Source organism: Solimonas soli DSM 21787 (genome assembly GCF_000474945.1).
Taxonomy (GTDB): domain Bacteria; phylum Pseudomonadota; class Gammaproteobacteria; order Nevskiales; family Nevskiaceae; genus Solimonas; species Solimonas soli.
The window spans coordinates 292,991-306,437 of record NZ_AXDW01000004.1 but is presented as its reverse complement, the minus strand read 5'-3'; the positions used below and the strand labels follow the sequence as shown (position 1 = coordinate 306,437).

Below are 13,447 nucleotides of genomic sequence, written 5' to 3'. Positions count from 1 at the left end.
CCGCGGCGGCGTGCGGCGGCGGGACGCGCAGGCCCCGCGCGTGGCGCAGCAGGACCGCGACCAGGTGTTCGATGTCGAAAGGCTTGCCGATGTGATCGACCATGCCGGCGGCGAGACAGGCGGCGCGATCCTGCGGCAGGGCGTTCGCCGTCATCGCGATGATCGGCGGCGGCGCGCCGGCCAGCTGCCGGATCTGCGCGGTCGCCGCGTAGCCGTCCATGTCCGGCATCTGGATGTCCATCAGCACGGCGTCGTACGGCGGCTGCGCGTGGCGGACGGCCTCGATGCCGGCGCGGCCGCTGCCGGCCACGTCGACGTGCGCGCCCTCGTCGACCAGCAGATCGTGCGCGATCTGCTGGTTGGTGAGGTTGTCCTCGACCAGCAGCAGCCGCAATCCGCGCAGGCGCTGCCGGCGATGCGGCGCCGCGGCGCGCGCGCGATGGCGGCCCTGGCCGGCGATCGCCGCGCCGACCGCATCGACGATCGCCGAGGGTGTCAGCGGCTTGATCAGGAAGCCGTCGAGCAGCGAGTCGTCGCGCTCGGGCGCACCTTCCAGCGCCTCGCGGCCGTGCGTGGCGGTCATGATGAAGACCGGCGGCCGCTGCGCCGGCGCGCGCGCGCGGATGCGCTCGATGAGCGTCCAGCCGTCCATGTCGGGCAGCCGCCAGTCGACCAGCACCACGTCGGGCCGGTCGTCGCCGGCCTGCCAGCACGCCAGCGCCGCGCCGCCATCGGCGGCGGTCACCGCCTGCCAGCCGAAGGAGGCGGCGACGCGTTTCAGCACCGTGCGCACGCTCGCATTGTCGTCGACGATCAGCACGCGCAAATCGCGCAGCGTCGGCGGCGCGAGCCGCGGCCGCGCGCCGCGCGGCGCCAGCGGCACCGTCAGCGCGAAGCTGAAGCGGCTGCCGTGCCCCGGCTCGCTCGTGACCTGCAGCTCGCCGCCCATCAGCGCGACCAGGCGCTGGCTGATCGCCAGACCGAGCCCGGTGCCGCCGTAGCGCCGCGTGGTCGAGGCCTCGGCCTGTTCGAAGCCGTTGAAGATGCGCTGCAGCTGTTCGGCGCTGATGCCGATGCCGGTGTCGCTGACGGCGAACTCGAGCACGCCGCTGCCGGCGTCATGGCTGCGCAGGCGCACAGCGATCACCACCTCGCCGCGCTCGGTGAACTTGATCGCATTGCTGGCGAGATTCAGCAGCACCTGCTGCAGGCGCAGGGAATCGCCGACCAGATCGAGCGGCGCCTCGGGGTCCACGTCGAACAGCAGCTCCAGCTCACGCGCGCCGAGCGTGCTCGACAGGATCGCACCGAGCTCGCGCAGCAGGGTGTCGAGCCGGAACGGCTGGCGCTCGAGTGTCAGCTTGCCGGCTTCGATCTTCGAGAAATCGAGCACGTCGTTGATGATGGCGAGCAGCGCCCGGGCCGCCGATTCGGCCTTCAGCGCATAGTCCAGCTGCACCGGCGACAGCACCGTGCGATGCAGGAGCTGCAGGGCGCCGAGCACGGCGTTCATCGGCGTGCGGATTTCGTGGCTCATGTTGGCGAGGAACTGGCTCTTGGCCAGCGTCGCCGCCTCGGCCTCGCGCGTGCGCTGCGCCAGCGACGCGTTCAGCGATTCGAGCGCCAGCTGCGCCCTCTTCAGTTCGGTGACGTCCGAGACGACGACGTAGAAACCGCGCACCTCGCCTTCATCGATGTCCGGGATGTAGTGCGCCCAGGTGTAACCCTCGCTGCCGTCGCTGCGCGTCAGCGTGCGCTCGAAGCGCTGCGTTTCGCCGCGCAGCGCCGCGCGCACGTAACGCTCGTTGCGCGCGAACAGTTCGGCGCCGAGAAGCTGCGGCAGGGTGATGTCGTGCATCTGTTCGGCGCTCTTGCCGAACCAGGTCAGGTACTCGCGGTTGGCGTAGCGGCAGCGCAGCTCGCGATCCCAGTAGCCGACCATGCCGGGGATGTTGTCGGTCAGCGCGCGCAGGAAGCGTTCGTTGTCGCGGATGCGCTGCTCCTGGGCACGCCGCTCGGTGAGATCGACGACCATGCCCATGAAGCCCATCGGCCGGCCCTGCTCGTCGAGCAGTGCGCTCACCGACAGCCAGCCCGGGAAGCGCGAGCCGTCCTTGCGGATGTAGGTCCACTCCCTGGTATCGGTCTCGCCGCCGCGCGCCCGCGCCGCGAAAACCTCGAAGCCGGGCGCAACGGCGCGGCCGAGCTCGGCGCTCAACTCCTGTGCGCGCGCGACGACTTCCTGCGGCTCGTGCAGGACCGCCGGCGTCGCCCGGCCGACGACGTCCTCGGCGCGGTAGCCGAACATGCGCTCGGCCGCCGGATTGAAGCCGCTGATCGTGCCGTCCGTGTCCGTCGCGACGATCGCGAAGGCGGCGTTGTTGAGAATCGCGCTTTGCAGCGCCATAGCCGCCTGCAGGCGCGCCGTGCGCTCGGCCACCTGCCGTTCGAGCGTGGCATTGAGCCGGCGCACCGCGTCTTCGGCCTGCTTGTGGTCCTCGATATCGGTGTTGCTGCCGAACCAGCGCAGCACCGCGCCGCTCGCGGCGTCGATCTGCGGCACCGCGCGCGTGTCGAACCAGCGGTACGCGCCGTCGTGCCGGCGGATGCGGAACTCGACGTGGAAGACGTCGCGCGCCGCCACCGCGGCGTTCCAGCGCCGCAGCAGTTCGGGGCGGTCGTCCGGGTGCACCTGTTCCATCCAGCCAAAGCCGAGCTGCGCGCGTTCCGCAATTCCCGTGTAGCGCACCCACTGCTCGCTGAGAAAGTCGCACGGCCCCTCGCCGCTGCAGGTCCACACCAGATGCGGCATCGAATTGGCCAGCTCGCGCCAGCGCGCCTCGCCGTTGCCGATGCGTTGCAGCGCCGCGCGCAGCTGCGTCTCCTGTTCCTTGAGCTGGGTGATGTCGAAGTTCGTGCCGAACATCCGGCAGGCGGTGCCGTCCTCGTCGCGCTCGACGATGCCCTTGGCAAGAAAATGCCGCAGTTCGCCGGCCGGCGTGTGAATGCGGAAGCTGGTGTCGAACGGCGCCCGTCCGGCCAGCGCTTCCGCGACGTCGTGCTCGCAGCGCTTCAGGTCGTCGGCATGAACGCTGGCCCGCCAGCACTCGCAGCTCGGCGCGCCGTCCTCGCGCCGGCGGCCGTACAGCTCGAACATCTTGTCGTCCCAGCGCAGGGCGCCGCTGCGCGGATCCCATTCCCAGAGGCCGATGCCGAGGGTGTGCGTGGTCTGCAGCAGGCGCGCCTGCGCGCGCTGCAGCTCGCGTTGCGCCTGTTTGGTGGCGCTGATGTCGCGGGCGATCTTCGCCGCGCCGACGATCGCGCCCGAGGCATCGCGTACCGGCGACACGGTGACCGACACGCCGACCATGTGGCCGTCGCGATGGCGGCGCACGGTTTCGAAAGGGTCGACCGTCGCGCCGCGCACGACGGTCTCGAGAATGCGGCGTTCTTCCGCCTTGCGCTCGGCGGGAACCAGCAGGTCGCTCAGCGTGCGGCCGAGCGCCTCCCTGGCGGCATAGCCGAAGATGCGTTCGGCGGCGTGGTTCCAGCTGGTGATGACGCCGTCGAGATCCTTGCCGATGATGGCATCGTTCGAGTTCTCGACGATCGCCGCCAGCTGCGCGCGATGCGCGAGAAGGTCGGCGCGGCGCTGCCAGCCCAGGCCGGCGAGTCCGCCGATCAGCAGCGCGAGCGCGGCGACGATGGCCCCCTCGCGCACGCTCACATGGCCGGCGGGCCGCGATCCGTCCGTGATGGGCGGCGGGCCGGCAATGGCGCCGGCGCCGGGCAACGCGCAGAGCGCCGCCAGCAGCACCGCGCGCAGGCAGCGGCGCCGTATCGCCACTGCGTGCCAGGCGCCTCGCCCATGCCGCACGCGTCAGCCCCGCCCGCCGGCGCGGCCGGCAGCGGCCGCGGAACGTCGATCGCGGGTCATGCAGGTTCTCCTCGGTGACCGCTCGCGGCGGATCGGTGCGGCCAATCTGCGGGCCGCCCGGCGCGCGCTTCCGTACGCTGGCGCACATAGCGCGACGATCGGCCGCGCGCGGTCGATCGCCGGTCGCTGGCGGCGCGCGATGCCGTCAGTGCGGCACGACCTTGCGGCCGCGCCCGACCGCCTTCGTGCGCGGGCCGCGCCGCGGCGGCGCGCCGCGCACGGCGGTGCGGCGGCGCACCGCCGCGACGAAGCGCGCCACCTTTTCCTCCGCCCCCTCGCGCAGCTGCGCCTCGGTGAGCGCCAGGCTCGGGAAATCGTCGTATTCGATGGTTTCCGCCAGCGGCTCGCGCAGGGCTGCCATCTCGGCGAGCGCCTCGGGACCGCCGGCGTCGCGATACGTGCAGAAGAAGGCGAGCCGTCGCAGCGCGCCGGCGTACTGCGTGAGGTAGCGACGCACCGGTGCCGCGACGTGACCGGTCCACACCGGCGAGCCGACGATCACCACCTTGTAGCCGCTGGCATCGAGATTCGGCGGCTCGATCGGCGGCTCGCGCTCGCGCAGCGCGTCGTAAAGACTGCGCAGGAAGCCGAGCGCGCCGCCGCGGCCGCGCCGCTCGCGGATTTCCTCGAGATCGGCGTCGAGCCGCGCGGCGAGCTGCTGCGCCAGGCGGCGCGTGTTGCCGCTGCGCGAGTAATAGACGATCAGCGCGTCCTTCATGCGCCGCGCGTCCTATGCCGCCCGCTTGCGCGGCGCCGTCTTCTTCAGGCCGGCGGTCGCGGCGAGCTTCTCGACGTGCTGGTGCGCCTTGAGGCGATTGCCGTCGAGCTGGCGGACGAGGCGGTCGAAGCGATCGAACGCGGTCTTCGCGCGCGCGGCGCCGGTCTTGCCCAGACAGTTGGCCAGTTCGCGGTTGGCATCGATCAGTTCGTGCAGCGATTTCTCGGTGTGACGCCAGCTGGTGCGCATGCGCTGCCAGGCCGCGCGCAGTTCCTGTGCGTCGTTCTTGCTGCCCTGGGTCTTCTGCATGGGATGTTCCTCTCGTTCATGGCGGCCACGACGGCCTGTTGCACGATGTTCCCGGCGCGCCGCGCGGGCATTGACGCAGGTCAAGAATGGCGCCGCTCACCACGGACTGCGGCGGATGCCGAGGCGGAACGCGAGCTGGTTCACCGCCAGATCACCGATGAAGCTCAGCGCGAGAAGCGTCGCGACGTCGCCCCAGGACAGGGTCAGCCACGGTGACAGCATGAGCAGGCCGCCGATCACGAAATCGAGCTGGTCGGCCGGAATCCAGCGCGCGCCCGGCGCGATGCCGAGGCGGCGCTTGACGAAGCTCTTGGCGGAGTCGCCGAGCATCGCGCCCCAGCCGCTCGCCATGCCGATCGCGAACCAGGGCGCGCCGGGCGTCAGGCTGCCCGGCCCGTCGACGAGCGCCTGCAGCGCCGCCACGAGCGGCGCGGCGACGAGCCCGAACGCGAAGCCGACGACGGTCTTGTGCTCGCCGAGCCAGCGCCGGCTGATCGGCGGATTCGGCCACGGCCACCAGCGCGAGAACGGCGGCGCCATGTTGGCGGCGTACACCGGCAGCATGAGATACAGCAGTTGCAGGACGTGATGCATGCGCGCCTTCAGCGCGCCGTGTAGCCACCGTCGATGACCAGCTCGGCGCCGGTCACGAACTTCGCCTCGTCCGACACCAGGTAGACGGCGCCCCAGGCGACGTCGTCGGCTTCGCCGATGTGGCCGAGCGGATGCAGCGCGGCGAGCGCGGCGTGGCCGGCCTCCGGCGCGCCGCCGTCGCGCAGGTAGCCGGCGACCATCGGCGTCCAGATGAAGCCCGGATGGATGCTGTTGACGCGAATGCGATCGCGCGCGTAGAGCAGCGCGTCGGTCTTGGTCATCAGGCGCACCGCGCCCTTGGAGGCGTGGTACGGCGGCACGTCGGGCGCGCCGACCAGACCGTAGATCGACGACAGGTTGATGATGCTGCCGCCGCCGGCCTTGCGCAGCTGCGGCACCGCGTGCTTGGTGCCGAAGAACACGCCCTTGACGTTGATCGCCTGCACGAAGTCCCACTCGGCCTCGCTGATCTCGTGGGTCGGCTTGCTGACGCCGGCGACGCCGGCGTTGTTGACGATCGCGTCGAGCCGCCCGAACTTCGTCACCACGTCGCCGATCGCCTGCGCCACTTCCGCCTCGCGCGACACGTCGCAGTGCCAGTAGTGCACGTCGAGGCCGCGTTCGCGCTGCTCGGCGGCGAGCGCCTGCCCTTCGCCGTCGTTGACATCGAAGGCGGCGACCGCGGCGCCTTCCTGCGCCATGCGAATCACCATCGCCCGGCCGAGGCCGACCGCCGCACCGGTGACGATGACGACCTTCTGCTGAAGACGTGACATGGCAGGCATCCCTTGGGTTTGAGTACCGACCCTAGCGGCGCGCGCGCGGCGCCGCCTTGATCTCGCTCAATACGGGCGCCGTCCAGGGCCTGTCGATGCGCTGGCCATCGCCGTCGCCGAGACCCTTTTGGCGCTGCGCAAGAAGCGAGGCGCGCCGCGTGTTCGACGCACGCGAGCGACGGGCGCCGCCGCGCGGCGGCGTCACGACGAGGCCCGCGAGGTCAACAGGCCCTAAGCCGCCAGCCCCGGCGGCATGCGCACCACGGTGCCGGTGTTCGGCTCGATGGTCGTCAGGTGATCGCGCACCCGTTGCACGCCGGGCTCGTTCTCGACCATCACGCACAAGGCATCACGCACGCGGTCGTCGTAGAGCACGCCATGCAGGTCGACCGTGCCGTCGCGGACATTGACGCTCACCGTCGCGCTCGGCCCCCAGGATTGCCGTGCGATGCGTTCGACGATGCGCTGGCGCAGCGCCACCGCGTCGTCGTCCACCGTCTTCGCCGGCGCGCTGCCGGCCGACAACAGCGCGCGCAGCAGATCGGCGCGGCTCAGCATGCCGGTCACGCGGCCGTCCTTGGTCACCGGCAGACGTTTGATGCGATGCCGTTCCATGAGCGCCACGGCGTCGGCGAGTTCGCCATCCTCGGCGATGCTGTAGACCTCGCGCGTCATGACCTCCTCGACGCGTCGCGCGTGCTCGCCGACGTATTCCGCGGCGAGCCGGCCCGGGCCCAGCAGCAGGCGCAGCCAGCGCGGATGCCGGCGTTCGGTGTCGAGTTCGGCGCGGTGCATGAAGTCGCCTTCGCTGACGATGCCGACCAGCGCACCGCTCGCGTCGATCACCGGCAGGCCGCTGAGCTTCTCGTCGAGCATCAGGCGCAGCGCGTCGAGCATCGGTGTCTGCGGCGGCACGCTGACCAGGCGGTGGTTCATCACTTCTGCAACTTTCATGAGGCTGTCTCCCGTCGATGGCCGCAGGATGTCGCACGGCAGGCGCCGGCGCCCTGACCGAAATCAAGGCCGCGCGGCTCGGTGGCGGGCGCGCGGCTCAGGGCGTCGCCGGCGCCGCCCACGCCGGCTGCAGCCGGCCCTCGGCATCGAAGCGGTAGCGGCCTTCCAGCCAGCCGAGTCCGAACAGCACCAGCGCCTCGTCGTAGTAGTTGCTCGAGCGGCCGAGGCGCGCCTTGCCGCGTTCGAGCTGCAGGCGCGCGCGCACGCGCGCGAGCAGTTCGCGCTCGCCGAGCGCATCGAGAAACGGCAGCGAGGCGCCCATGAAGCCGATCGGCGACCAGGCCTTGGGCACGGCGCGTCCGCTCGCCGTCTCGACCTCCTCCGGCGGCGCGCCGGCGGCGCGGATCAGCTCGGCGAAAGGCTTAAGGCGGCGCACCAGCTCGGCGCCGTCCTCGCCGGCCATGGCCGCCCAGAGGTAGACGCGGATGGCGTCGTAGCTCGCCGTCGGGCGCTGCGCATCGGCGCTGACGCGGCCCTGGCGATCGACGAGCACGAGATCGGGGGCGATGCCCGATGCGTAGATCTGCGGCCACAGCCGCACGTAGGCCTCCCACACGCGGCGCCAGGGACCGTCCGGCTCGACCGTCGCCAGATAGCGGAACAGCGGGTTCGGCAGATACGAGGGATCGATGCGCCAGCGCCCGTCGCCGAGCGCGAAGCCGACCGGCGCCGGCAGCAGCAGCGGACCGGCCTCGCCGGTCTCGACGACTTCCTGCGCCGCGATGCGCGCCAGCAGCGCACGCGCGGTGACCGCATACGCGGGCGCCTTCCACAGCCGCGCGGCTTCCAGCAGGTCGTAGGCGATCCACAGATCGGCATCGGCGGCGGCGTTGCTGTCCTTCAGTCCCCAGCGGCCGTCGTCGAGGCGGCCCCAGCACCAGCCGGGCAGCCGGGCGCCGAGTTCGCCGCCGGCGAGGTTCTGCGAGGTCCAGTCGAGGATCGCGTCGAAGCGCGCGCGATCGTTGCCGACCAGCGCGAAGAACAAGCCATACGACTGTCCTTCCGACGTGCTTTTCCGCTCGAAGGTCAGATCGACGACGCGGCCGTCGGCCTGCACGAAGCGATCGGCGAAGGCCTGCCAGTCCGGCCACGGCGGCTGCGCATGGCAGGCCGACGTCGCGCAGAGCAGCGCGCCGAGCCAGGCCAGCGCAAAGACGGCGACGCCGGGCCGGCGCGGCGCGGCGTGCAGTGCTGGCATCTCGAACATGCGACGTCCTCCTCCACACTCCTGCGCCGGCGTGGCGCGCCGTGATCCGCATCGGCCGCGCCGCTGGCGAGCGGCTCGCCGAAGCGATGCCGGCCGTGGCGACGGATGCGCCCGCGCCGGCCTCAGTCGTCGTGCGACCGCGCCACGGTCGCGCGCGATGCCCTTGCCGGCGGCGCGCGCACGATCGGGCTTTCGGCCGGCGCGTCGTATTCCAGCAGCGCCGCATCGAGCAGCGCGACGTCGCCGTCGCTCGGCTCGAACGCCGCGTCCTCGTCGATGCCGGCGTCGCGCGCCGTCGCATAGGGTTCGTCCCAGTCCGCCGCCGGCACCTGCGCGTCGTCGGCGACGTCTTCGCGCGCCACGCCATCGAACGGCCCGGTCCAGTCCTGCGGCGGCTCGGTCGCCTCGACATCGAGCGCATACCATTCCGTCAGGCGGCGTTCGCCGAGCGTGCCGTCGAAATACTGCAGTTCGATGCTCGCGTCGTGTGCGTCGACCGCGACCACCTGAAAGACTTGTCCGTCGCCGACGTCCCGATACCACTGGCCGACGCTCGGCCTCTGCTGTGGATGCATGACGGCACCGTGTCCTGATGTTCCGTCCTCACGGTACGCAGGCGGCGCATGCGCGACCTTGACGCCGGTCAAGGCGCGCCGCCGAGCGGCCACAGGCGCGTGCCAAGCGTCGGCCACCGCACCGATGGCCGCGTCGTCGCGACCGCCGCGGGCCTCGGCCGGCGTGCGCTTTGACGCGCGTCAATGAAGGCGGTGCATGGCATGCCGAGACTGGCATGGAAACCCGCGAAGGAGAAACCCATGTCCACCCGCAAGAAGAACGTCGTCGATGTCGCGCGGCGCATCCTGCTGGCGACCGAACTCGGTTGCCGCAGCGATCGCGCCTTCGAGCGTGCCGTGCAGCTGGCGCAGCAGTGGAACGCCACGCTGTTCGCCCTCTACGTGGCGCCGCAGGCCGACGCCGCGCACACGGCACCGTCATGGCGACGCGGCGCGACCGTGGCGCAGACCGTCGAGCATCAGCTGCGCGCCGACCTCGGCGATCGCCGCGTCGATCTGCAGGTCGTGGTCGATCACGGCGAACCGTACAAGGCCGTGCTGCAACGCGCGCGCGAATTCGACTGCGAACTCATCGTCGTCGGACTCAACCGTGAATCGCTGCTCGGCAGTCACAAGCTCGGCGGCACCATCGAGAAGCTCGTGCAGCACGCCGACCGGCCGGTGCTGATGGTGAAGCAGCGCGCGCACGGCGCCTACGGCGCGTCGATCGTCGCCAGCGATTTCTCACCCTGCGCGCGCCGTGCCCTGGAGTGCGCCACACGCCTGTTCCCGATGGGCGATGTCGCCGTGCTGCACGGCTATCGCGTGCCGTTCGAGCACTTCGGCAAGCCGGAGGCCAATGCCGGCGCCGCGCAGACCCTGGCCGTGAGCGAGCTGCAGCGCTTCATCGCCGCCGCCGATCTGGCGCCGAAGGTGCGCGGCCGCCTGCGCAGCCTGGTCGAGTACGGCGCGCCCACCGACGTGCTCGGCGCCTACCTGCGCGAACGTCCGCACGATCTGGTCGTGGTCGGCGCGCGCGGCGACAGCGGCGTGCTCGACCGCTTGCTCGGCAGCACGGCGATCGCCATCACCGCCGGCGTCAACAACGACGTGCTGATCGTCCGCTCGCCCGCCGACCAGGCGCAGCAGCACGCGGCATGAGCGGCGCCCGCCGTATCAGGAGCGCCGCGCATCGTGCAGCCAGCCCTCCAGCTCCCCGAGCAGCGGCCGCTGGCCCTTCAGCAGCTTGACGCGCGCGGCGTCAAGCGTGAACCACTGCGCGCGATCGACTTCCGGGAATTCGCGACGCTGTCCGGAGCGCGGCGGCCATTCCAGGGTGAAGCGGTTGCTGACGATGCGCTGCGCGTCGACCTCGCCTTCGACGGCCCAGGCATGTACCCGCTTGCCGCCCGGCTGACGCACCGGCGCCAGCGCGCGGAACACGCCGTCGACCGTCTGCCCGGTCTCCTCGACGAATTCGCGCCGCGCCGCGAGCAAGGCGTCTTCGCCATCGCCGAACTCGCCTTTCGGAATCGACCAGGCGCCGTCGTCGCGGCGCGCCCACAGCGGTCCGCCCGGATGCACGAGGAACACCTCGGGCCCGCTGTCGCGGTGTCGGTAGACCAGCAGACCGGCGCTCTGCTTGCGGGGCATCGCCTGCGCTTCGCCTGGGAGGGGCCGCACATTGTGCTCAAGCGGCGCCGCCGCGGGCAATGAAGCGCATGCGTCGCGCGACGGCCAAGCGTGCGCGATGCCGGCCTCAGGCGCTGACGCGGTTACGGCCGTTTTTCTTGGCCAGGTACAGATGGCGGTCGGCGCGTTCGACGAGGATGCGGGCCTCGAGCCCGTGGTCGGGAATCTGGCTCGCGACGCCGGCGCTGATGGTCACGCGCAGGTCGTGCCGCCCGCCGATTTCAGCGGCTTCGATGCGCTGCCGCAGATACTCGGCGGTGCGCGCCGCGGCCGGCGCGTCGGTGGACGGCAGGAGGCAGGCGAATTCCTCCCCGCCGTAGCGCGCCACGAAATCCTGCGGACGGCGTAGCGCCGACGACAGCAGCGACGCGATTTCGCGCAGGCACTGGTCGCCGCGCGTGTGGCCGAAGCGATCGTTGTAGGACTTGAAGCGGTCGACGTCGATGAACACGAGGCTCAGCGGCGTGCTGTTGCGCCGCGCGATCTGCCATTCGTGTTCGAGATGCAGGTCGAAATAGCGGCGATTGAAGACGCCGGTCAGGCTGTCCTGGAAGGCCAGCGATTCGAGCCGCTCCGAGTGCAGCCTGAGCTGCAGCTGCGTCCTTACCCGCATGCGCACCACGTCGGGATGCACCGGCTTGCCGATGAAGTCGGTCGCGCCGGCCAGCAGGCCCGCGGCCTCGTACTCGGGCTCATCGTGACTGGTGACGAAGATGACCGGCACCGACGCCGTGGCGGGGCGCGCCCTGAGCCGTCTGCAGGTTTCGAGGCCGCCGATGCCGGGCATCTCGACATCGAGGAGGATCAGATTCGGCGTGTCGGCGGCGCTGAGCGCGAGCGCTTCCTCGCCGCTGCTGGCAAGCGCCACTACGTAATCGGCGGCGAATATCTGCTGGAGCACGTGGCGCTCGGCGGCCTGATCATCGGCAATGAGCAGTCGCGGATAGGTGTCGTTCATGGCGCGGATCGCTCCGCGGCCGGCAGAACGAAATGGAAACGGCTGCCCTGCCCCGGCTCCGATTCCGCCCAGATCCGTCCGCCGCCGCGCTCGATGACGCGCTGGCACAGCGCGAGGCCGAGGCCCGTCCCGGGGAAGCGCGCCACGGCATGCAGGCGCATGAACGGCTCGAACACGTTCGCCAGCTGCTCTTGCGGAATGCCGATGCCGTCGTCGGCGACGATGAAGTGCCAGCCGTCCGGGTCCGGCTGCGCCGACAGCCTCACTTCCGGCACGGCGCCCGGCTCGTGAAACTTCATGGCGTTGCCGATCAGGTTCTGCAGAAGCTGGGTGATCTCGAGCGGATTGCCGCGCACCGTCGGCAGTTTGCCGTCGATGATGAAGCGGCCCGGCGCGTCCGCGGCGGTGACACCGAGTACCAGCATGCCGCTGCGGGCGATTTCATCGACATTCACATCCTGCCCGCGATCCACCCGTCCATCGGTGCGGGCGAGCGTCAGCAGCTGGCGGATCATCAGCTGCATGTGACCGCTGCATTCCTCGACGAGGTTCAGCGAGCGGCTGGCGTCGCCGGTAAGCACGCCGGCCAACTGCAGGCGCAGCAGATGCACGAGCTCGATGACGGAGTTGATCGGCATCTGCAGATCGTGCGCCGCGAGATAGGCGAGCTGCAGCAGCTCGTCGCGCTCGGTGCGTACGGCCTGGGTCGCGGCGGCGGCGGTAACGGCGGCGCGCGGCGCGGCGGCCGGCGCGGCACCGATGCCGCGCAAGGCCGCTTCGAGGGCGTCGAGGTTCACCGGTTTCTGCAGGAGGACCGCACCCGCCGCCCGCACATCGCGCACCGCGTTCGACTCGAAGTCGAAGGCGGTGACGGCGATGACGGGAATGTCGGGATCGCTGACATGGAGCACGGCCGTCAGCCGCGCGCCGTCGAAGCCTGGCATGCGCAGGTCGGTGATCACGCAGGCGGGTCGCTGCTGGCGGATGGCGGCGAGGCAATCGTCCGCGGTCGAGAAGCCGCGAACGTTCCAGCCGAGTGCCGACAGCAGGAATTCCAGGCTGCCGCGCGCCGCTTCATCGTCGTCGACCACGTAGGCGCAGGGAGCGCCCTCGCGTGACTTCGCTGGGACGAGGCCGCGGACAATTCGGCGCATTCGTCCGCTCCATCACGGTTCGATGCATCGGTCGGCGGAACGGACTGTCGACTCATACGCTCCGCCTGCCCCACGTCACCGGCTTTCGCCACCCGCGCAAACGCGGCGACGACAGCGCGCTACTCGTGAATACCCGATATTCATGAGGCTTTCATCAGCCAGTGAGATAGGCCGCACCTTGCACGATGCGAGCACGGCCTACAGTGCGAATTCGCACACATGTCGCGAAAAACCCGGGACGAGGCGACGGTCGGTAGTTCGAGAGCCGATCAGCGGCGGGCCGGCGTTGAACCGGAATGTTGCCGCGAGGTCCTCTCACGCGGTCGCTTGGCGCGGCTGCCAGCCGCGCGGCGTCTTCACGTACTGCTTGCCGACGGCGGCCCAGGCAACGCGGAACGCGATCTCCTCGCGGCGCCGATCGTGCGCGTAGTGCTGCCAGGCGTTGTTGAACGTCTCACGAAAAATGTCCTGTGCATGTGCCGGCAGACGCGCGCGCAAGGCCGGCGGCAGCTCGTCATTGCTGGCGTACGGCAT

Annotated in this window: 12 protein-coding genes and 1 pseudogene; 1 reads left to right on the top strand and 12 read right to left on the bottom strand. The window is 70.8% G+C overall.

The features are described 5' to 3' along the window. Positions 1 to 64: 64 nt before the first annotated feature. The 8 genes and pseudogenes from K344_RS22815 to K344_RS24270 all read right to left on the bottom strand — a co-directional run. Positions 65 to 3,721, bottom strand: a pseudogene (locus tag K344_RS22815) (PAS domain S-box protein); the annotation flags it as partial. 361 nt (positions 3,722 to 4,082) lie between these two features. After that, positions 4,083 to 4,655 (bottom strand): flavodoxin family protein, encoded by a 573-nt coding sequence (locus K344_RS20105; protein ID WP_051361861.1) that lies wholly within the window; start codon positions 4,653 to 4,655, stop codon positions 4,083 to 4,085. A 12-nt stretch (positions 4,656 to 4,667) separates the two neighbouring features. Further along, a complete protein-coding gene (locus tag K344_RS0104055; RefSeq protein WP_028079594.1) occupies positions 4,668 to 4,964 on the bottom strand; it encodes a hypothetical protein in 297 nt (98 codons plus the stop codon). Between the two features lie 96 nt (positions 4,965 to 5,060). Beyond that, positions 5,061 to 5,558, bottom strand: a complete 498-nt coding sequence (locus K344_RS22810) for a CDP-archaeol synthase (protein ID WP_051361860.1) — start codon at positions 5,556 to 5,558, stop codon at positions 5,061 to 5,063. Positions 5,559 to 5,566: 8 nt separating this feature from the next. Then, entirely contained in the window at positions 5,567 to 6,334 is a 768-nt protein-coding gene (locus K344_RS0104045; protein WP_028079593.1) for an SDR family NAD(P)-dependent oxidoreductase, read from the bottom strand. A gap of 231 nt (positions 6,335 to 6,565) precedes the next feature. Beyond that, positions 6,566 to 7,288, bottom strand: a complete 723-nt coding sequence (locus tag K344_RS0104035; RefSeq protein WP_043113694.1) for a CBS domain-containing protein — start codon at positions 7,286 to 7,288, stop codon at positions 6,566 to 6,568. A 97-nt stretch (positions 7,289 to 7,385) separates the two neighbouring features. Then, positions 7,386 to 8,555 carry a cellulose synthase complex periplasmic endoglucanase BcsZ gene (bcsZ, locus tag K344_RS0104030; RefSeq protein ID WP_028079591.1) on the bottom strand — a complete coding sequence of 390 codons (1,170 nt, stop codon included), beginning with the start codon at positions 8,553 to 8,555 and terminating at the stop codon, positions 7,386 to 7,388. 122 nt (positions 8,556 to 8,677) lie between these two features. Continuing rightward, on the bottom strand, positions 8,678 to 9,130 hold the full coding sequence (locus tag K344_RS24270; RefSeq protein WP_051361858.1) for a DUF6763 family protein: 453 nt from the start codon (positions 9,128 to 9,130) through the stop codon (positions 8,678 to 8,680). Positions 9,131 to 9,370: 240 nt separating this feature from the next. Here K344_RS24270 and K344_RS0104020 point away from each other — a divergent pair, with 240 nt between their 5' ends. Then, positions 9,371 to 10,270: a universal stress protein gene (locus K344_RS0104020; RefSeq protein WP_169729232.1), complete on the top strand. Its 900-nt coding sequence runs from the start codon at positions 9,371 to 9,373 to the stop codon at positions 10,268 to 10,270. A gap of 15 nt (positions 10,271 to 10,285) precedes the next feature. Here the strand turns inward: K344_RS0104020 and K344_RS0104015 are convergent, their stop codons facing one another. The 4 genes from K344_RS0104015 to K344_RS20090 form a co-directional block, all read right to left on the bottom strand. Further along, positions 10,286 to 10,762, bottom strand: a complete 477-nt coding sequence (locus K344_RS0104015; RefSeq protein ID WP_028079589.1) for an NUDIX hydrolase — start codon at positions 10,760 to 10,762, stop codon at positions 10,286 to 10,288. A 106-nt stretch (positions 10,763 to 10,868) separates the two neighbouring features. Further along, entirely contained in the window at positions 10,869 to 11,759 is an 891-nt protein-coding gene (locus K344_RS0104010; protein ID WP_028079588.1) for a GGDEF domain-containing response regulator, read from the bottom strand. Further along, positions 11,756 to 12,913, bottom strand: a complete 1,158-nt coding sequence (locus K344_RS0104005) for an ATP-binding protein (protein ID WP_084196949.1) — start codon at positions 12,911 to 12,913, stop codon at positions 11,756 to 11,758. The genes K344_RS0104010 and K344_RS0104005 overlap by 4 nt, the downstream gene beginning before the upstream one ends. A 315-nt stretch (positions 12,914 to 13,228) precedes the next feature. Continuing rightward, positions 13,229 to 13,447, bottom strand: a complete 219-nt coding sequence (locus K344_RS20090; RefSeq protein ID WP_043113693.1) for a ChaB family protein — start codon at positions 13,445 to 13,447, stop codon at positions 13,229 to 13,231.

Coding starts and splice junctions, on each gene's coding strand:
- K344_RS20105 (WP_051361861.1), bottom strand. CDS start 4,655: ATGAAGGACGCGCTGATCGTCTATTACTCGCGCAGCGGCAACACGCGC.
- K344_RS0104055 (WP_028079594.1), bottom strand. CDS start 4,964: ATGCAGAAGACCCAGGGCAGCAAGAACGACGCACAGGAACTGCGCGCG.
- K344_RS22810 (WP_051361860.1), bottom strand. CDS start 5,558: ATGCATCACGTCCTGCAACTGCTGTATCTCATGCTGCCGGTGTACGCC.
- K344_RS0104045 (WP_028079593.1), bottom strand. CDS start 6,334: ATGTCACGTCTTCAGCAGAAGGTCGTCATCGTCACCGGTGCGGCGGTC.
- K344_RS0104035 (WP_043113694.1), bottom strand. CDS start 7,288: ATGAAAGTTGCAGAAGTGATGAACCACCGCCTGGTCAGCGTGCCGCCG.
- bcsZ (WP_028079591.1), bottom strand. CDS start 8,555: ATGTTCGAGATGCCAGCACTGCACGCCGCGCCGCGCCGGCCCGGCGTC.
- K344_RS24270 (WP_051361858.1), bottom strand. CDS start 9,130: ATGCATCCACAGCAGAGGCCGAGCGTCGGCCAGTGGTATCGGGACGTC.
- K344_RS0104020 (WP_169729232.1), top strand. CDS start 9,371: ATGTCCACCCGCAAGAAGAACGTCGTCGATGTCGCGCGGCGCATCCTG.
- K344_RS0104015 (WP_028079589.1), bottom strand. CDS start 10,762: ATGCCCCGCAAGCAGAGCGCCGGTCTGCTGGTCTACCGACACCGCGAC.
- K344_RS0104010 (WP_028079588.1), bottom strand. CDS start 11,759: ATGAACGACACCTATCCGCGACTGCTCATTGCCGATGATCAGGCCGCC.
- K344_RS0104005 (WP_084196949.1), bottom strand. CDS start 12,913: ATGCGCCGAATTGTCCGCGGCCTCGTCCCAGCGAAGTCACGCGAGGGC.
- K344_RS20090 (WP_043113693.1), bottom strand. CDS start 13,447: ATGCCGTACGCCAGCAATGACGAGCTGCCGCCGGCCTTGCGCGCGCGT.